Raw genomic sequence first — 16920 nt, 5'->3', positions numbered from 1 at the left:
CGGCGATCGAGCGCGAGCTGCTGCGCGAGGTGTCGATCTTCTGGCGCACCCGGCTCCTGCGCAGCGTGCGCATCGCCGTGGCCGACGAGATCGAGAACGCCGTCTCCTATTTCGAGCGCAGCTTCCTGGCCGAGCTGCCCCGGCTCTACGCCCACTGGGGCGAGGTGCTGGGCGACGACGCCCTGCCGAGCTTCCTGCGCGTCGGCTCCTGGGTGGGCGGCGACCGGGACGGCAATCCCTACGTCACCGCCCAGGTGATGCGCCTGGCGCTGGCCCGCCAGTCGCGCGCGGCGCTCAGGATGTACCTCGACGCCATCCATGCGCTGGGCGCCGAGCTCTCCATGTCGGCGGATCTGGTGGACGTGACGCCGGAGCTGCAGGCCCTGGCCGACGCCTCGCACGACGACTCGCCGCACCGCGCCGACGAGCCCTACCGCCGCGCGCTCACCGGAATCTACGCCCGGCTGGCGGCGGCCTATCCGGGCCTCACCGGCGAGGCCCCGCCGCGGCCCTCGACCAAGCCGGCCGAGCCCTACCCGGGTCCGGAGGCGCTGAAGGCCGACCTGCAGACCGTGCTGGGCTCCCTGATGGAGAAGCACGGCCCGGCCTTCGCCAGCGGACCGCTGCCGGACCTGATCCGCGCCGTGGACGTGTTCGGCTTCCACCTGGCGACGCTCGACATGCGCCAGAATTCCTCGGTCCACGCCCGCGTGGTCGCCGAGCTCCTGAAGACGACCGGCGTCTGCGAGGACTACGAAGGGCTGGACGAGGCCGCCCGCTGCGACCTGCTCATCCGCGAGCTCTCACACGGCCGGCTGCTCGCCTCGCCGTTCGCCACCTATGGCGACGAGACCCGCCGCGAGCTGGAGACACTGGCCACCGCCGCCGAGATCAAGCGCCGCTACGGCCCGGAGACCATCCGCACCTACATCGTCTCCAACACCACCTCGGTGTCGGACCTGCTGGAGGTCTATCTGCTGCTCAAGGAGGTCGGCCTCTACGCGCCGGGCGACCCGCCGCGCGCCGAGGTGTTCGCCGAGCCGCTGTTCGAGACCATCGAGGACCTCCGCGCGGCGTCGAAGACCATGGCCCGCTACCTCGCCCTGCCGCTCGTGCGCGACCTCCTGGCCGCGCCGGGGATGCAGGAGGTGATGATCGGCTATTCCGACTCCAACAAGGACGGCAGCTACCTCACTTCCACCTGGGAGCTGCACAAGGCCTCGCGCGCGCTGTGCGCGGTCGTCGGCGGGGCGGGGCTGCGGCTGCAGCTCTTCCACGGCCGCGGCGGCGCGGTCGGCCGGGGCGGGGGCTCCAGCTTCGAGGCCCTGCTCGCCCAGCCGGCCGGCACGGTCCACGGCCGCATCCGCATCACCGAGCAGGGCGAGGTGGTGGCCAACAAGTACGCGGACCCCGAGCTCGCCCGGCAAAGCCTGGAGACGCTCACCGCCGGCGTGGTGCTGACGTCGCTGCGCGGCCACCGCTCCGCCGAGCTCGCCGCGCCCCAGAGCAAGGCCATGGACGCGCTTGCCCGCGCCGCCATGGCGGCCTACCGCGGCCTGGTGTTCGAGACGCCGGGCTTCGTGGACTACTTCTACGGCGCCACGCCGATCAGCGAGATCGCCGACCTCAACATCGGCAGCCGGCCCACCTCGCGCCAGCCGACCCGCAGCATCCAGGGCCTGCGCGCCATACCTTGGGTGTTCTCCTGGTCCCAGTCGCGGGCCATGCTGCCCGGCTGGTACGGCTTCGGCTCGGCCGTCGCCAACGCGGGCGTCTCGATGGCCCAGCTCAGGGAGCTCGACGAGAGCTGGCCCTTCTTCCACTCCACGCTCGCCAACATGGAGATGGTGCTGGCCAAGTCCGATCTCGCCATCGCCGGCCGCTACGCCGGCCTGGTGGAGGACCGGGCGCTGGCCGAGCACGTGTTCGGTGAGATCCGGGCGGAGTGGGCGCGGACCCACGAGGCGCTGCTGGAGATCACCGGCCAGTCGCAGCTCCTGGAGAAGAACCCCGACCTCGCCGCCGTCATCCGCTCGCGCCTGCCCTACATCGATCCGCTCAACCACCTGCAGATCGAGCTGATCCGCCGCCGCCGCCGCGGCGACGAGGACGAGGCGGTGCGCGAGGGCATCCACCTGACCATCAACGGCGTCGCCGCGGGGCTCCGGAACACGGGCTAGCGAGAGCTTGCATACATCCGCTAACAACGCGGCGATGTCCGAGAACCTCTACGACCTGCTCGCCGGCCGCTTCCCGGCCGACCGCGCCAAGCCCTGTTTCCTGCTGAGCGACGGCTCGGAGGTGAGCTACGGCGCCCTGGAGGAGGCCGCCGCGCGCGTCGCCGGCCGCCTCCTCGCCGAGGGCGTGAAGCCCGGCGACCGCGTGGCCATGCAGGTGGAGAAGAGCGTCGAGGCGGTGATGATCTACCTCGGCGTCCTGAAGGCCGGGGCGGTGTTCCTGCCGCTGAACGCCGCCTACACCCCCTCCGAGGTCGAGTACTTCCTGGACGACGCCGAGCCCGCCGTCTTCGTCACCGACGCGCCGGCCTGGGTGGCGGAGGCGCGGGGCTTCGAGCCCCTGGCCCGCACGGTGGACCGCGCCGCCTCCGATCTCGCCTCGATCATCTACACCAGCGGCACGACCGGGCGCTCCAAGGGGGCCATGCTGAGCCATGGCGCCCTGGCGTCGAATGCGCTCGCCCTGCACGCCGCCTGGGGCTTCACGCCGGACGACGTCCTGCTGCACGCCCTGCCGATCTTCCACGTCCACGGCCTGTTCGTGGCCATGCACTGCGCCTTCCTCTCCGGCGCGCCCATGGTCTGGCTGCCGAAGTTCGCCGACGCCGAGGTGCTGAAGGGGCTGGAACGCGCGACGGTGATGATGGGCGTGCCCACCTTCTACACCCGGCTCCTGGCCAACCCCGGCTTCACCCGCGAGCTCGCGTCGGGAATCCGGGTGTTCATCTCCGGCTCGGCCCCGCTGCTGCCCACCACCTTCGCCGAGTTCGAGGACCGCACCGGCCAGCGCATCCTCGAGCGCTACGGGATGAGCGAGGCGGTGATCATCACCACCAACCCCCTCCACGGCGAGCGGATCGCGGGCTCCGTGGGCTATCCGCTGCCGGGCGTGGAACTGCGGATCGGCGGGGGCGAGGAGACCGGCGTCATCCAGATCCGCGGCCCCAGCGTGTTCGGCGGCTACTGGCGGATGCCGGAGAAGACCGCCGAGGAGTTCACCGCCGACGGCTACTTCATCACCGGCGACGTGGGCCGGCGGGACCCCGACGGCCGCGTCTGGATCTCCGGCCGCGCCAAGGACCTGATCATCTCGGGCGGCTACAACGTCTATCCCAAGGAGGTCGAGCTGGTCATCGACGTGCTGCCCGGGGTCGTGGAGAGCGCCGTCATCGGCGTGCCGCACCCCGATTTCGGGGAGGGCGTGGTGGCCGTGGTGATGGGGCAGGGGGACGAGGCCGCGATCATCGCCGAGGCGCGCCGCCGGCTGGCGGCCTACAAGGCGCCCAAGCGCGTGGTCTTCCTGGACGAGCTTCCGCGCAACGCCATGGGCAAGGTGCAGAAGAACCTGCTGCGGGAGCGCTACGCGGGGCTGTTCGCGGGGTCCTGAGGACGGTCGCCGGGACGGTCCCGCGGCTCGGTGAGATCCTGCAGCGGCACGGCGGAGAGCTGCCCGCCCACGTCCTGCGCCAAGACCTCGACCTCGTGGCCCTGACGGCGGGCGTGCTCGGCCAGGCGGCGGGCGGCGGCGAGCGCGCTGTCCCGGGAGGCGTAGCGGTCACGCCGAACGCCGGGCGCCAGGAGAGTCCAGCGCCCGCCGTACCAGATCACCGCGAATTGCAGCGCCATGCCCGCCGCGCCTCCCCAGCCACGGCCGAAGCAGGCCATGCGGGACAGCCGCTTGGCAATTACTCTTGTTAAGACGCCGCCTGACGGGCCGACGCGCCTCCGAGGGGCGGCGAGGCGGCCGGCCGGTAGTCGGAGATGCTCACCAGCAGCTCGCGCCTGAGCAGGATGGCGACGCCCGAGCGCAGTTCGATCAGCTTCTCGCGCCGCAGTTGCTGGAGCGTCCGGTTCACGTGCACGATCGACAGCCCGAGCACGTCGGCCATGATCTCCTGGGTGAGCGGCAGCGGAAAGCGCTGGCTGTCGCCGAGCCCCGAGAGCTGCAGGCGGTCCTGCAGCTCAAGCAGGAAGTGGGCGACGCGCTCATAGGCGGTCTGGCGGCCCAGCCGGACCATGTGGTCGAGGAGCAGGGCGTCCTCGGTGTGCTGCGCGCGCAGGAGGAACTGCGCCAGCCCCGGCGCCCGGCCGGAGAGGGCCGCCTCGATCAGGGGCTCGGCGTCGAGGGTCTCGAGCGCGGTCAGGGCCACGACGCTCGACAGCGGCGGCGGCGCGGGACGGCGGCCGAGGCCGAGCGGCTCGCCCGGCAGGATGAAGCCGAAAATCTGCCGGCGGCCGTCCGGGAGCACCCGTTGCCGGCTGGCCCAGCCCGAGACCACGAGCCGCGCCCGCGCACCCGACTGGCCTTCGCGGATGAGTTCTTCGCCGGGCGAATGCCGCTCCCGCCGTTCGCCCAGTTGACGGACGAAATCCTGTTCCGCTTCCGAGAGGTTGGCCACCGCGCCCAGCCGCCGGAGCACCTGATCGAGCGGACGTGGCGCGAGATGAGGTCTGAACCGGCCCGTCATCCGGGTTCCCTTGAGCTGATGGTGGCTCTGCGCCGGCGTGAAGGCCCCGCTATGACGGAACACTCAGGCGGCGCAATGGTTCCAGTGAAGATTGCAACTTATGCGCGATTGTCTAGGGAAAACTCTCGCATTACCGGAGCCAAACCCACCCGATTGCAAACGTCGGGTCGCCGACTTACCGGAAAGTCGCGCACATGCTCAGCAATGGCGAAGTCTTGCGGGGGCGATGGTTTGTAGAGCTCCAGGCTCTGCTGAAGGAACTGTGGGGTCGTTCTCCCGTTCTGCCGGTCCAGTATTTTGGAGCCTGCACATCAAATGAGGGATCACGCCAGCTTCGGCTACAGAATCAGCAAGGCCGAGGGCGAGTGGACTTGGACCACCTTCGACCTCGCCGGGAAGGTGGCTGTCCGGGGCCACGCCCCGACCAAGGCGGTGGCCGCGGCCTGCGTGATCCGCGCGCTGGCGCGATCCTCCGTGCCGGCCGGCGACATGGTTCGCGCCGCCTAGGGAAGCTGCCCCGCCGCCCCGGTCGGCCTGCGAGAGGCCGCCGCATCTGTCATTCTCTCTTCCCCGCCGCTCGGTCTGGCGGCGGCGCGCCGGCTGGGGCAGGGTCCCGGCCCACGGAAGAAGGGGAGAGACCATGGACCTGCAGCTGAAGGGCAAGACCGCCGTCGTCACCGGCGCCTCGCGCGGCATCGGCCGCAGCATCGCCGAGCTGTTCGCCGACGAGGGCGCCAACGTCGCCGTCTGCGCGCGCAACGCCGACCAGGTGGCCCAGACCGTGGAAGACCTGAAGGGGCGCGGCGTGGATGCCTGGGGCCAGGCCGTGGACATCGCCGACGGACCCGCCCTCAAGGCCTTCGTCGCCGGCGCCGGCGAGCGGCTCGGCGGCGTCGACATCCTGGTCTCCAACGCCAGCGCCCTGGTCAACGGCGGCTCCGAGGCCGACTGGCAGGCGATGTTCGACATCGACGTGATGGGCGCTGTGCGCAGCTTCGAGGCCGCGGCGCCCTTCCTCGAGGCGGCGGCGGCGGCGAAGGGCGACGCGGCCTTCGTGATGATCTCCTCGGTCTCGGCGGCCGAGACCCAGGGCGGCTCGGCCTACGGGCCGATGAAGGCGGCGCTGATCCACTATGCCAAGGGCCTTGCGCGGCAGTACGCGGCGAAGAAGGTCCGCGCCAACGTCGTCTCGCCGGGCACAGTGCTCTTCGAGGGCGGCGTCTGGGGCAATGTGAAGGACCAGATGCCCGGCTTCTTCGAGCAGATGATCAAGCGCAACCCGACCGGCCGCATGGCCACGCCCGAGGAGATCGCCGCGGCGACGGTGTTCCTGGCCAGCCCCCGCTCGGCCTTCACCACCGGCTCCAACCTGCTGGTGGACGGCGCCATCTCGTCGCGGGTGAACTTCTAGCCGCGCGCCCCCGAAGCAGGGCAGGTTCCGCGGCATGGCCAGGGATATCGACACCGACGCCGCCGCCGCGCACGAGGTGTTCCAGTCCTATGCGGGCATGGAGGGCCTGCCCGAGGCGCCGCCCCGTCCGCGCCTGAGCGCGCGCGCCTTCGCGGCCTCCGTCTATCCGGGCGTGCTGGTGGCGGTGACCATCGCGCTCGCCGCCTCCTGGCTGTCGCAGCACTACCAGGCGCCGGTGATGCTGTTCGCCCTGCTGTTCGGCATGACCTTCCACTTCCTGCACCAGGAAGGTCGCTGCGTCCCCGGCATCGAGTTCGCGTCGAAGGCCGTGCTGCGGGTCGGCGTGGCCCTGCTCGGCGCGCGGATCACCCTGGAGCAGATCCTCGGCCTCGGCTGGGCGCCGATCGCCATGGTGGTGGCGGGCGTCGGCAGCACCCTGTTCGTGGGCCTGCTGCTGGCCCGCCTGCTGGGCCTGAGCCGCGGGTTCGGCCTATTGTCCGGCGGCTCGGTGGGGGTCTGCGGCGCCTCGGCGGCGCTGGCCATCGCCTCGGTCCTGCCGAAGACGCGGGAGAGCGAGCGCGACGTGATCCTGGCCGTGGTGGTGGTCACCACCCTCTCGACCATCGCCATGGTGCTCTACCCGATGCTGGTGGCCCTGCTGGGACTCGACGACCAGCACGCCGGCCTGTTCCTCGGCGGCACGATCCACGACGTCGCCCAGGTGGTGGGGGCCGGCTACATGATCTCGCCCCAGGCGGGCGACGTGGCCACCTACGTCAAGCTGCTGCGGGTCGCCATGCTGCTGCCGGTGGTGCTGGCGGTGGCGGTGATCATGGCCCGCGGGCGGGGCGGCCCGGCTGCGCCGCGCGCGCCGGTCCCGCTGTTCCTGGTGGGCTTCGCAGGCCTCGTGGCGCTGAACAGCCTGGGCGTCCTGCCGGCGGCGGCCACCGCGGCGGCCTCGGAGGTGTCCCGCTGGTGCCTCGTGGCGGCCATCGCCGCGCTCGGCATGAAGACCTCGTTCAAGGCCCTCATCGACGCCGGCTGGCGTCCCGTCGCGGCGATGGTGGCCGAGACCGCCTGGATCGGCGGCCTCGTCCTCGCGGTCGTGCTTCTGACCTAGGCGTCCTGGATCGCCGAGAGCTTCCAGGGCCCCATGCGGTCGCGCACGAAGGTCCACAGCTCCGTGGTCTCCGTGGGCCGGTCGGCGTCGCCCGAGACGACCGCGCCGCTCGTGCGGTCGCGCATCACGTCGCGGCTCTCGTAGCGCAGGGCCGCGGTGACGTACTCGCGCTCGCCCTCGCGCCAGGCCTCGGCCACGTCGGCCTCCAGCAGGCGCACGTCGCTGACCTCGTTGCGGCGGCCCTGGGTGGCGTTCTGGCTCAGCTCCTCGGAGAGGTAGCTCATGACCTCCGGCGTGGTGACCTCGCGCAGCCGCGCGTAGTCCTCGCGGCCGAAGGCGTCCTGCACCTCGCCCAGCAGGCGCTCGAAGTCCTGGCGGTCCTCGGCGGTGACGGCGAGGTCGATGCTGGGGCCGGCGCTGGCCGGGGTGGCGGGCGTGTACATGCTGCCGCCGAACGGCCGGGCGCCGGAGCGGGCCTCGGGCGCCTCGAAGCGCGACGTCGCGCCGGGCCAGCCGGCGGCGCCGGCGACGGCCGGCTGCTGGCGGCGGCGGAACAGCTTCATCAGCAGCCAGACGCCCAGGCCGATCAGGGCCACCTGGAACAGGATGGCGGCGAAGCCCGCCATGCCCGCGCCGAAGCCGTTGCCCATCATCGCGCCGATCAGGCCGCCGAGCAGCAGGCCGCCCAGCAGGCCGCCGCCGAGGCCGCCCAGGAAGCCGCCGCGGCGCGGCGCCTGCGCCGGCGCGCCGGCCGCCGCCGGGCGCGCGCCCGGCTGCTGGGCGGTCGGCTGGCGCGGCGTCATCGAGCGCTCGATCGGCGCGGTCTGGGTGGGCGCGGTCTGGGTCCGCGGCGGCGGCGTGTAGGTGCGCGCGCCGCGGCTGCCGAAGCTGCCGCCGCGCCGCGCGTCGGCCGGGGCGGCCACCAGCAGGGACATCGCGAGCGCGACGCCGAAGGCGGCGACGAACCTGGACCGGACAGTACTCATCTGAAGAATCTCCCTTTGCCCCTGATGTATGGGCCCGGACGGGCCGCCGATAGGCCGGGGCATGCGAAATCGGACGGCGTTCAGGCGCTCACGTGGTCGAACAGGCCGGCGTTGTAGTCGCGGATGGCGTCCATGATCTCCTCGCGGGTGTTCATGACGAACGGCCCGTGGGCCACCATGGGCTCCCCGATCGGCGCGGCATGGCCGAAGAGCACCACGGCGTCGTCCTCGGCGGAGATCTCCACCGTGTCGCCGGGAAGGTCCAGCTCCGCCAGGTGCCACGGCGCCACGGCCTTGCCGTTTACCCCGACGTGCCCGCGCACCACGTAGAGGAAGACGTTGCGGCCGCCGAGCGAGCCGAAGCCCACCTTGCTCCCCGCCTTGAGCTCCAGCGTGGTCATGAAGACGCCAGTGAGCGAGGGAACGGGGCCGGTGTGGCCGCCCCAGGCGCCCGAGATCAGGTTGACCACCGCGCGGCCCTGGTCGGCGGTGAGCGCCGGGATCTGGTCGCGCTGCAGGCCGACGTAGCGCGGCTGGGTCATCTTCAGCCGGGAGGGCAGGTTCACCCAGAGCTGCAGGATCTCCAGCGGCCCGCCCTGGCGCTTGAAGTCCTCGGGCGAGACCTCGGCGTGGATCAGGCCGGAGCCCGCGGTCATCCACTGCACGCCGCCCGCCCTGATGACGCTCTCGTGCCCGGCGGAATCCCGATGCGCCAGCTCGCCCTCGAGGATGAAGGTCACCGTCTCGAAGCCTCGGTGCGGGTGCGGGCCGAACGGCAGGCCCTGGTTGTTCGGCGGATAGACCTGCGGCCCGTGGTGATTGAGGAACAGGAAGGGGTCCACCTGGGCCACGCGCGGCCCCGGCACCGGGCGGCGGGTCTGCAGGTCGCCGATGTCGTCGCGGTGGGCGGGATGCTGGGCGGTGACGGACTTCAGCGGCATCGGGGCTCCCTCGGGGGATCAACGCATACAGGGCCACTCCGGTCTTGCGAAGCGCGTCGGATGGTTCGAAGAACGGCGGCGATGGATCCCTCATTCTTCGACCTGCGCGCCACCCACAACCCGCACCGCTGGTACATGCCGCTGTCCCCGGCGGTCTGCGTCGGGCCGCCCGACGGCATGTTCATGTTCGGCGGCGTGGGCCTGGCCTCCGCCGTCAGCGCCATGGAGCGCACCACCGGCCGGCCGGTGATCTGGGCCACCGCCCAGTACCTGTCCTACGCCCGGCCGCCGAGCGTGGTGGACCTGGACGTCTGGGTCCCCGCCCAGGGCAAGTACAACAGCCAGGCCCGCGTCGTGGGCCACGTGGACGACAAGGAGATCTTCACCGTCAACGCCGCCCTGGGCGCCCGTCCGAGCGAGCTCTCCCAGCAGTGGCTGCGGATGCCCGACGCGCCCAGGCCCGAGGACTGCGAGCCGGCCGAACACTGGCGCGGCTCGGCGCTCGGCCTGCACAGCCGGATGGAGGTGCGGGTGGTGAAGGGGCGCTACGGCGCCGACCGGGACGGCCAGCCTGAGGCCGACGGCCGCTCGATGATCTGGATCCGCCCGCGCGAGCGCTTCCCCATCGACGCCCCCATGCTGGCGGTGATGGCCGACATGCTGCCGTCGGGCATCGGCAGCGCGCTGGGCCGGAACGCCGGCGGCAACAGCCTGGACAACACCCTGCGCGTGCGCCGGATCGTGCCCACCGAATGGGTGCTCTGCGACATCCGCATCCACGGCGTCCACGGCGGCTTCGGCCACGGCGCCATGTACCTGTTCGCCCAGGACGGCGAGCTGATGGCCACCGCCAGCCAGAGCCTCATCGTCCGCGTGCGCGAGACGGGGACCGACCGCTAGGGCGCTAGAAGGGCTCGGCCGCGACGCCCGGGCGCTCGTTGTCCCAGATCATCGAGACGATCTTCCAGGCGCCGGTCGCGTCCCTGAAGAGCTGGATGGAGTTGATCCCCCGCCGCTCGGGCGTCGTGTCGTCGGGAGCGGTGCGCGCCTCGTAGAGGCTCCAGACGTGGGCCATGTTGCCCAGCACGTCGATCCGCCGGGCGATCTCCACCTCGAAGAACGGGTTGGCCATGAAGAAGGGGGTGACGTCGGCCCGGTAATCGGCCGGGCCCATGGCCTTGATCCACGGCCGGCCGTCGGCGTCGACGCCGGTGCGCATCTGGCGCGAGTCGTCGCGGAACACCTCGAGCTGGCGGGTCCAGTCCCGGGGCCCCGCGGGCCCCGAGATCATGGCGTACATCTCGTCTATGACGGCGCCGATGGCTCTCTTCTCGTCCATGGCGGCGTTTGTCGCCGCCGGGACGCGCGAAGTCTAGTTCCGGGCCGGGATGACCACGGGCAGGTGCTCATAGCCCTTCACGAAGGTGGAGTAGACGCGCTTGGGCTCGCCCACGACCTCGATGGTCGGGAAGCGCTTCATGATCTCTTCCCAGATGATCTTGAGCTGCAGCTCGGCAAGCCGGTTGCCGACGCACCGGTGGATGCCGAAGCCGAACGACAGGTGGTTCCGCACCCGCGGCCGGTCGATGATGTAGTCGTTCGGCCGCTCGATGACCTCGTCGTCGCGGTTGCCCGAGACGTACCACATGACGACCTTGTCGCCCTTGCGGATGGTCTTGCCGCCGATCTCGTGGTCGGCCAGGGCGCGGCGGCGCATGTGGGCCAGGGGCGTCTGCCAGCGGATGGTCTCCGAGACCATCGACGGGATCAGCTCGGGGTCGGCCTTCAGCTTGCGGTACTCGTCCGGGTTCCGGTTCAGCGCCAGGATCGAGCCGGAGATGGTGTTGCGGGTGGTGTCGTTGCCGCCCACCGTCAGCAGCACGATGTTCCCGAAGTACTCGCGCGGCTCCATGTTCCGGGTCGCCTCGCCGTGCGCCAGCATGGACACCAGGTCCCCGGTGGGCTCGGCGTTGACCCGCTCGTTCCACAGGGCCGTGAAGTAGGCGTGGTACTCGACGAAGATCTGCATCTTCTGCTCGAGGGTCTCCACCAGGCCGCCGGGCATCGGGATCGCGGTGACCACGTCGGACCAGTAGATCAGCTTGCGGCGGTCCTCCTGCGGCATGCCGAAGAGCGTCGCCAGCGTCATGCCGGTGAGCTCCTTGGAGACCTTGTCGACCCAGTCGAACTCCTCGCCGATCGGCAGGCTGTCGAGGATCATCCCGGCCCGCTCGCGGATCAGCGGCTCCAGCCGCTGCAGGTTCAGCGGCGACACGGCGGGCGACACGGTCTTGCGCTGCACGTCGTGCTTGGGCGGGTCCATGGCGATGAACATCGGCAGCGGGCCCTGGTCGCCCTGCTGCTCGGCGATGGTGATGCCGCCCTCGGACGAGAACACCTGGTGGTTCGTGTCCACCGCCATGATGTCGTTGTACTTGGTGATCGACCAGTAGGGTCCGTGCTCGCTCTCGGCGGTGTAGTGGACGGGATCCTCGGCGCGCAGGCGCTCGAACATCGGCCACATGGCGTCGGCGGCGAACAGCGCCGGCTGCGCCGGGTCCAGGCTCTCGATCGGCGCCGAATAGGCCGCGTCGCGCGCCGCCTGCAGGCTCAGGAGATTGCCGTCGGCCATGATTGTTCCCTCCGCTTTTCGCTCTGCGTAGCGCGAAGGTGACGCGGGCGTCAACTTTTACGGGGGCTCAGCGCGGTTTCGTGATCACGCAGCCGACGACGGCGATCCGCTCCACGTCGGCGTAGGGGGCGGTGTCCAGTTCCTCGCCGAACACGTCCGGATCGAGTTCGCGGTAGGCGAGGGCGACGCCCGCGTCCTCGGCGACCCGGCGCAGTTCCTCCCGCAGCCGGTCGCGTCCGCCCTCGAGAATGGCGCTGCCGGTGTAGAGCAGGAAGCGGCCGCCCGGCGCGAGCTTCGGGATCGCGGCGCGCGCCCACTCCAGCGAGATCTCGCCGCCGTGCAGGTCCCCGCCGTCGCGATAGGCGCGGCCCGCCGGATCGACGATGTAGGGCGGGTTGGCCAGGATCAGGTCGCAGTCCTGCGGCGCGTCCCCGAGACCCGAAGCCAGCCGCGTGGCGAGCGGGATGCCGGCATGCTGCGCATTGATCCGCGCCAGGCGCAGGGCCCGCGGATTGACGTCGGTCAGCAGGGCCTCCCGCGCCCAGCAGCGCGCGGCGGCGACCAGCGCGCCGACGCCGGCCCCGCCGCCCACGTCCACCAGGCGGTGCAGCCGGCAGTCGTGGCCCATCTCCCGGGCCACGAAGTCGGCGAACCGGTAGCTGTCCGGCCCGAGGAAGACGGAGTCCTCCTCCGCCGTGGGGAAGGCGGAGTGCAGGAACAGCAGTCCGTGGACGCGTGAGACCCGCACGGCGCTCCGCCAGAGGTCTCCGTCCCGCGCCAGCATGCCGGCGGCGTCCAGGGCGTCGAACAGGTCGGGCGCCAGCAGGCCGTCGCGGAAGGGAAGGCTCCAGCCCAGCACGTCGCGGACGGAGCGGGCCTCCTGCATCCCCGGCCGGCGCACCACCCGCTGGTGGGTCAGCGGCGTCGGCGTGACGAAGTCGTAGCCGTCCTCGTCCAGCCGCCTCAGCAGCATCAGCAGGGCGTCGTCGGTGGCGGCGGGGGCGGCTGTGTCCGGCATGGCCCTGCTGAAAAGCCCCACCGTCCGGTTGGGTTCACCGCATCCGATCGGCCACGGTGGCGTTTGAGGCCGGGGATCATCTTTTCGGAAGGGAGCAGGCGTGGCGTCACGTTGGCCCGAGCGGCTGTGGATCGTCCGGCACGGCGAGAGCGCCGGCAATGTCGCCCGCAACCTGGCCGAGGCGGCCGGACACGGGCGCATCGACATCGCCGACCGCGACGTGGACGTGCCGCTCTCGGCGCTCGGCGAGGCCCAGGCCTGCGCGCTCGGCCGCTGGTTCTCGGACATGCCCGAGCACGAGCGGCCGGAGGTGGTGCTGAGCTCGCCCTACGTCCGGGCGCTGCGGACCGCCGACATCGTCCGCGACTGCGGCGGCTTCTCCTCCGAGGCGCACCGGCCGACGCCGGACGAACGGCTGCGGGAGAAGGAGTTCGGCGTCCTCGACCGGCTGACCCGCCACGGGATCAAGGACCTGCACCCCGACCAGGCGGAGTTCCGCCGGCTGCTGGGCAAGTTCTATCACCGGCCGCCGGGCGGGGAGAGCTGGTGCGACGTGATCCTGCGCCTGCGGAGCGCGCTCGACACCCTCTCGCTGCACCACGCCGAGCGACGCGTGCTGATCGTCAGCCACCAGGTGGTCGTGCTGTGCCTGCGCTACCTGCTGGAGTGCCTGAGCGAGGAGGAGATCCTGGAGATCGACCGGGCCCACGACGTGGCCAACTGCTCGGTGACCGAATACCGCCTCGACCGCAGCAGCGGCCCGAACGGCGAGCTCAAGCTGTTCCGCTACAACTTCACCGCGCCGCTGGAGCAGGAGGGCGCGCCGGTGACCACCGAGCCCGACGCGCCGGTGGCCGCCCGATGAGCGGCGCCGAGCTGGTCACGCCCGAGCTGCTGGCCAGCTGGCGGCCGCCGTCGATCCCGGAGGAGAGCGACAAGGAGAGCCGCGGGCGCGTCCTCGTCCTGGCCGGCGGCGCCCAGGTGGCCGGCGCCACCCTGCTGACCGCCGTCGCCGCCATGCGCGCGGGCGCCGGCAAGCTGCAGGTCGCCGCCCCCCGCAGCCTGGCCCAGGGGCTGGCGCTGGCCATGCCTGAGGCCCGGGTGATCCCCGCGCCGGAGACGCCGGAGGGGGAACTGGCGCCGGACGCCGCCGGCATGCTGGAGGACGCGCTCGACCGCTGCCAGGCGGCGGTGATCGGTCCGGGCATGGTGAAGGACGGTCCCGCCGGAGAGCTCGCGCTTCGCCTGGTGGAGGCCGGCGGGCCGCCCATGGTGGTCGACGCCGCCGCCATGCGCGGCCTGGCGGACGATCCCGGCCGGGCCGGCGCCCGCCGCGGCGAGCTCGTCCTGACCCCGCACGTGGGCGAGATGGCCGGGCTGATGGGCTGCTCGAAGGACGAGGTGGCGGCCGACGCCCTGGCCATGACCCGCCGCGCCGCCGCCCGCTGGAAGGCGGTGGTGGTGCTGAAGGCCGCGACGACCCTGGTCGTCAGTCCCGACGGCAAGGCCTGGCGGCATGTCGGCGGCCATGTGGGCCTGGCCACGTCCGGCTCGGGCGACGTCCTGGCCGGGATCATCGCCGGCCTGATCGCCCGCGGCGCCCCGCCGGCCCAGGCGGCGGTCTGGGGCGTGGCTGCGCACGGCCGCGCCGGCGGGCGGCTGGAAGCGCGGATCGCGCGGCTGGGCTTCCTGGCCCGCGAGCTGTTGGACGAGGTCGCCCCGGCCATCGCCGAGCTCGGCGGCGCATGACAAAGCCGTAAGGATCGCGGCCGCCGAAATCCGGTGTAGGAAGCGCCCAAACACGCGGGCCTCGCCCGTCAGGGAGCTTTCGTCACATGATCCTTCGCAAATCCTGGCTCGTCGCGGCCTCCGCCGCGGCCTTGCTCAGCGCCTGCGCCACGCCCGCCGAGCCGCCGCCGCCCGTCGCCGAGGCGCCCGCCGCCCCGGCGCCGGCCAAGCCCCGGCCGCAGTACGGGACCTTCGGCTTCGACACCGCCGGCATGGACCGCGCCGCCGCCCCCGGCGACGACTTCTTCGCCTACGCCAACGGCGGCTGGGCGAAGGCGACCGAGATTCCCGCCGACCGCTCGAACCTGACCAGCTTCGCGGTCATCGCGGAGCGCGCCGCCCAGCGGACCCGGGCGATCATCGAGGAGGCCGCCGCCGCCGACGCCCCGGCCGGGACCGACGCCCGGAAGATCGGCGACTACTACGCCAGCTTCATGGACGAGGCGGCCATCGAGGCCGCCGGCGCCACGCCGCTGAAGCCCGAACTCGACCGGATCGCCGCCATCCGCACCCGCACCGACCTGTCGCGCGAGCTGGGCGCCTCGATCCGCGCCGACGTGGATGCGCTGAACGCCACCGACTTCTACACCGACCGCTTCCTGGGCCTGTGGGTCGCCGAGGACCTCAACGACACCACCGTCTACCGGCCCTATCTGATGCAGGGCGGCCTCGGCCTGCCGGACCGCGAGTACTACCTGGGCTCCAGCGACCGGTTCACCGAGATCCGCGCCAAGTACAAGGCGCACATCGCCGAGATGCTGCGCCTCGCCGGCTACTCCGACGCGGACTCCCGCGCCGCCCGTGTGCTGGCGCTGGAGACCGCCATCGCCCGCGCCCACTGGACGGTGGACCAGACCGCCGACGTCCTGAAGGCCAACACCGTCTGGACCCGCGCCGACCTGGCCAGGAAGGCCCCCGGGCTCGACTGGGACGCCTTCCTGACTGCCGCGGGCCTCGCCGACCAGCCGCGCTTCGGCGCCTGGCAGGACAGCGCCATCGCCGGCATGTCGAAGCTGGTCGCCAGCCAGCCGATCCAGGCCTGGCGCGACTACATGGCCTTCCACGCGGTGGAACGCGGCGCGCCCTTCCTCTCGAAGCCGTTCGCCGACGCCCACTTCGCCTTCAACGGCCAGACGCTGTCGGGCACGCCGCAGCAGCGCGAGCGCTGGAAGCGGGCGGTGGACAACACCTCCGGCGCGCTCGGCGAGGCCGTGGGCAAGCTGTACGTCGCCCGCCACTTCACGCCGGACCAGAAGGCCCAGGTGGAGGAGATGGCGAAGAACGTCCTCACCGCCTTCGGCCAGCGCATCGACCGCATCGACTGGATGACCCCGCAGACCAAGGCCGAGGCGAAGAAGAAGCTCGCCAACTTCCGCGTCTACGTCGGCTATCCCAACAGGTGGCGCGACTACTCGGCGCTGGAGATCCGCCGCGGCGACGCCTACGGCAACCAGCAGCGCGCCGAGCTCTTCGAGTACCGCCGCAACCTCGCCAAGCTGGGCCGGCCGGTGGACCGCGAGGAGTGGTTCATGACGCCCCAGACGGTGAACGCCCTGTTCGCCCCGTCGCAGAACTCGATCATCTTCCCCGCCGCCATCCTGGAGCCGACCTTCTTCGACCCGCACGCCGACCCGGCCGTGAACTACGGGGCCATCGGAGGGGTCATGGGCCACGAGGTGAGCCACGGCTTCGACGACCTCGGCGCCCAGTTCGACGCCGACGGCAACCTGCGCAACTGGTGGACGCCCGCCGACATGGCCCAGTTCAAGGCCCGCACCACCATGCTCGCGGAGCAGTACAGCGCCTACAAGGTGTTCCCGGATCTGAACCTCAACGGCCAGCAGGTGCTGGGCGAGAACATCGCCGACGTGGCGGGCCTCGCCGCCGCCTACGACGCCTGGAAGATGTCTCTGGGCGGCCGCGAGGCGCCGGTGATCGACGGGTTCACCGGCGACCAGCGCTTCTTCCTCGGCTGGGCGCAGAACTACCGCTCGAAGTACCGGGAGGCCGCCCTGCGCCGCGCGGTGGTCACCGGGGTGCACTCGCCGGGCATGTACCGCGCCCTGACGGTCCGCAACCTGGACCAGTGGTATCCGGCCTTCGACGTGAAGCCCGGCCAGGCCCTGTACCTGACGCCCGACCAGCGGGTGCGCATCTGGTAGCCGCGGTCCCGATCGCCGACCCGGACGACCCGCGCATCGAGCCCTACCTGGCGGTGCGCGAGCGCGACCTGGTCGGCCGCTCGGGACTGTTCGTCGCCGAGGGGCGGGTGGTGCTGGAGAAGCTGGTCCAGGCCGGCCGCCACCCGCTCGTCTCGGT

The 16920-nt window shown here is 71.9% G+C and carries 16 protein-coding genes; 9 read left to right on the top strand and 7 right to left on the bottom strand.

The window, feature by feature from the left end; genetic code table 11:
• The coding region (gene ppc, locus V7Z97_RS16445; RefSeq protein WP_334164521.1) for a phosphoenolpyruvate carboxylase at window positions 1-2180 on the top strand (2180 nt) is incomplete at its 5' end.
• A gap of 34 nt (window positions 2181-2214) precedes the next feature.
• Window positions 2215-3624 carry a malonate--CoA ligase gene (locus tag V7Z97_RS16440; RefSeq protein ID WP_334164520.1) on the top strand — a complete coding sequence of 470 codons (1410 nt, stop codon included), beginning with the start codon at window positions 2215-2217 and terminating at the stop codon, window positions 3622-3624.
• Here V7Z97_RS16440 and V7Z97_RS16435 read toward each other — a convergent pair.
• Both V7Z97_RS16435 and V7Z97_RS16430 read right to left on the bottom strand, forming a co-directional pair.
• Window positions 3597-3863 carry a hypothetical protein gene (locus tag V7Z97_RS16435; protein ID WP_334164519.1) on the bottom strand — a complete coding sequence of 89 codons (267 nt, stop codon included), beginning with the start codon at window positions 3861-3863 and terminating at the stop codon, window positions 3597-3599. The genes V7Z97_RS16440 and V7Z97_RS16435 overlap by 28 nt on opposite strands.
• 68 nt (window positions 3864-3931) lie before the next feature.
• Window positions 3932-4705, bottom strand: coding sequence for a Crp/Fnr family transcriptional regulator (locus V7Z97_RS16430; RefSeq protein WP_334164518.1), 774 nt, complete (start codon window positions 4703-4705; stop codon window positions 3932-3934).
• Window positions 4706-5020: 315 nt separating this feature from the next.
• Between V7Z97_RS16430 and V7Z97_RS16425 the strand changes: the two genes are divergently transcribed.
• The 3 genes from V7Z97_RS16425 (at window position 5021) to V7Z97_RS16415 (ending at window position 7236) form a co-directional block, all read left to right on the top strand.
• Window positions 5021-5212, top strand: coding sequence for a hypothetical protein (locus V7Z97_RS16425; protein WP_334164517.1), 192 nt, complete (start codon window positions 5021-5023; stop codon window positions 5210-5212).
• A 133-nt stretch (window positions 5213-5345) separates the two neighbouring features.
• Complete coding sequence (locus V7Z97_RS16420) at window positions 5346-6116, top strand: SDR family NAD(P)-dependent oxidoreductase (RefSeq protein ID WP_334164516.1); 771 nt, start codon at window positions 5346-5348, stop codon at window positions 6114-6116.
• A 34-nt stretch (window positions 6117-6150) separates the two neighbouring features.
• Entirely contained in the window at window positions 6151-7236 is a 1086-nt protein-coding gene (locus V7Z97_RS16415; RefSeq protein WP_334164515.1) for a YeiH family protein, read from the top strand.
• Here V7Z97_RS16415 and V7Z97_RS16410 read toward each other — a convergent pair.
• Together V7Z97_RS16410 and V7Z97_RS16405 are read right to left on the bottom strand one after the other, a co-directional pair.
• On the bottom strand, window positions 7233-8222 hold the full coding sequence (locus V7Z97_RS16410; protein ID WP_334164514.1) for a Tim44 domain-containing protein: 990 nt from the start codon (window positions 8220-8222) through the stop codon (window positions 7233-7235). The genes V7Z97_RS16415 and V7Z97_RS16410 overlap by 4 nt on opposite strands.
• A gap of 80 nt (window positions 8223-8302) precedes the next feature.
• Window positions 8303-9163 carry a pirin family protein gene (locus V7Z97_RS16405; protein WP_334164513.1) on the bottom strand — a complete coding sequence of 287 codons (861 nt, stop codon included), beginning with the start codon at window positions 9161-9163 and terminating at the stop codon, window positions 8303-8305.
• Between the two features lie 81 nt (window positions 9164-9244).
• Between V7Z97_RS16405 and V7Z97_RS16400 the strand changes: the two genes are divergently transcribed.
• Complete coding sequence (locus tag V7Z97_RS16400) at window positions 9245-10063, top strand: acyl-CoA thioesterase (RefSeq protein ID WP_334164512.1); 819 nt, start codon at window positions 9245-9247, stop codon at window positions 10061-10063.
• A gap of 4 nt (window positions 10064-10067) precedes the next feature.
• Here V7Z97_RS16400 and V7Z97_RS16395 read toward each other — a convergent pair whose 3' ends face one another.
• The 3 genes from V7Z97_RS16395 to V7Z97_RS16385 form a co-directional block, all read right to left on the bottom strand.
• Window positions 10068-10502 carry a hypothetical protein gene (locus tag V7Z97_RS16395; RefSeq protein ID WP_334164511.1) on the bottom strand — a complete coding sequence of 145 codons (435 nt, stop codon included), beginning with the start codon at window positions 10500-10502 and terminating at the stop codon, window positions 10068-10070.
• Between the two features lie 33 nt (window positions 10503-10535).
• On the bottom strand, window positions 10536-11795 hold the full coding sequence (locus tag V7Z97_RS16390) for a cytochrome P450 (protein WP_334164510.1): 1260 nt from the start codon (window positions 11793-11795) through the stop codon (window positions 10536-10538).
• A gap of 67 nt (window positions 11796-11862) precedes the next feature.
• Entirely contained in the window at window positions 11863-12813 is a 951-nt protein-coding gene (locus tag V7Z97_RS16385; protein ID WP_334164509.1) for a methyltransferase, read from the bottom strand.
• A gap of 100 nt (window positions 12814-12913) precedes the next feature.
• Between V7Z97_RS16385 and V7Z97_RS16380 the strand changes: the two genes are divergently transcribed.
• From V7Z97_RS16380 to V7Z97_RS16370, 3 genes are all read left to right on the top strand, one after another.
• On the top strand, window positions 12914-13678 hold the full coding sequence (locus tag V7Z97_RS16380) for a histidine phosphatase family protein (protein ID WP_334164508.1): 765 nt from the start codon (window positions 12914-12916) through the stop codon (window positions 13676-13678).
• Window positions 13675-14562, top strand: a complete 888-nt coding sequence (locus tag V7Z97_RS16375) for an NAD(P)H-hydrate dehydratase (protein ID WP_334164507.1) — start codon at window positions 13675-13677, stop codon at window positions 14560-14562. The genes V7Z97_RS16380 and V7Z97_RS16375 overlap by 4 nt, the downstream gene beginning before the upstream one ends.
• A gap of 86 nt (window positions 14563-14648) precedes the next feature.
• Window positions 14649-16763: a M13 family metallopeptidase gene (locus V7Z97_RS16370; protein WP_334164506.1), complete on the top strand. Its 2115-nt coding sequence runs from the start codon at window positions 14649-14651 to the stop codon at window positions 16761-16763.
• Window positions 16764-16920 lie beyond the last annotated feature (157 nt).

It is taken from the genome of Phenylobacterium sp., assembly GCF_036821595.1.
GTDB lineage: Bacteria > Pseudomonadota > Alphaproteobacteria > Caulobacterales > Caulobacteraceae > Phenylobacterium.
This window is presented reverse-complemented; position numbering and strand designations above follow the sequence as displayed.

Coding starts and splice junctions, on each gene's coding strand:
- V7Z97_RS16405 (WP_334164513.1), bottom strand. CDS start 9,163: ATGCCGCTGAAGTCCGTCACCGCCCAGCATCCCGCCCACCGCGACGAC.
- V7Z97_RS16375 (WP_334164507.1), top strand. CDS start 13,675: ATGAGCGGCGCCGAGCTGGTCACGCCCGAGCTGCTGGCCAGCTGGCGG.
- V7Z97_RS16370 (WP_334164506.1), top strand. CDS start 14,649: ATGATCCTTCGCAAATCCTGGCTCGTCGCGGCCTCCGCCGCGGCCTTG.
- V7Z97_RS16390 (WP_334164510.1), bottom strand. CDS start 11,795: ATGGCCGACGGCAATCTCCTGAGCCTGCAGGCGGCGCGCGACGCGGCC.
- V7Z97_RS16440 (WP_334164520.1), top strand. CDS start 2,215: ATGTCCGAGAACCTCTACGACCTGCTCGCCGGCCGCTTCCCGGCCGAC.
- V7Z97_RS16435 (WP_334164519.1), bottom strand. CDS start 3,863: ATGGCGCTGCAATTCGCGGTGATCTGGTACGGCGGGCGCTGGACTCTC.
- V7Z97_RS16425 (WP_334164517.1), top strand. CDS start 5,021: ATGAGGGATCACGCCAGCTTCGGCTACAGAATCAGCAAGGCCGAGGGC.
- V7Z97_RS16430 (WP_334164518.1), bottom strand. CDS start 4,705: ATGACGGGCCGGTTCAGACCTCATCTCGCGCCACGTCCGCTCGATCAG.
- V7Z97_RS16420 (WP_334164516.1), top strand. CDS start 5,346: ATGGACCTGCAGCTGAAGGGCAAGACCGCCGTCGTCACCGGCGCCTCG.
- V7Z97_RS16410 (WP_334164514.1), bottom strand. CDS start 8,222: ATGAGTACTGTCCGGTCCAGGTTCGTCGCCGCCTTCGGCGTCGCGCTC.
- V7Z97_RS16385 (WP_334164509.1), bottom strand. CDS start 12,813: ATGCCGGACACAGCCGCCCCCGCCGCCACCGACGACGCCCTGCTGATG.
- V7Z97_RS16395 (WP_334164511.1), bottom strand. CDS start 10,502: ATGGACGAGAAGAGAGCCATCGGCGCCGTCATAGACGAGATGTACGCC.
- V7Z97_RS16415 (WP_334164515.1), top strand. CDS start 6,151: ATGGCCAGGGATATCGACACCGACGCCGCCGCCGCGCACGAGGTGTTC.
- V7Z97_RS16400 (WP_334164512.1), top strand. CDS start 9,245: ATGGATCCCTCATTCTTCGACCTGCGCGCCACCCACAACCCGCACCGC.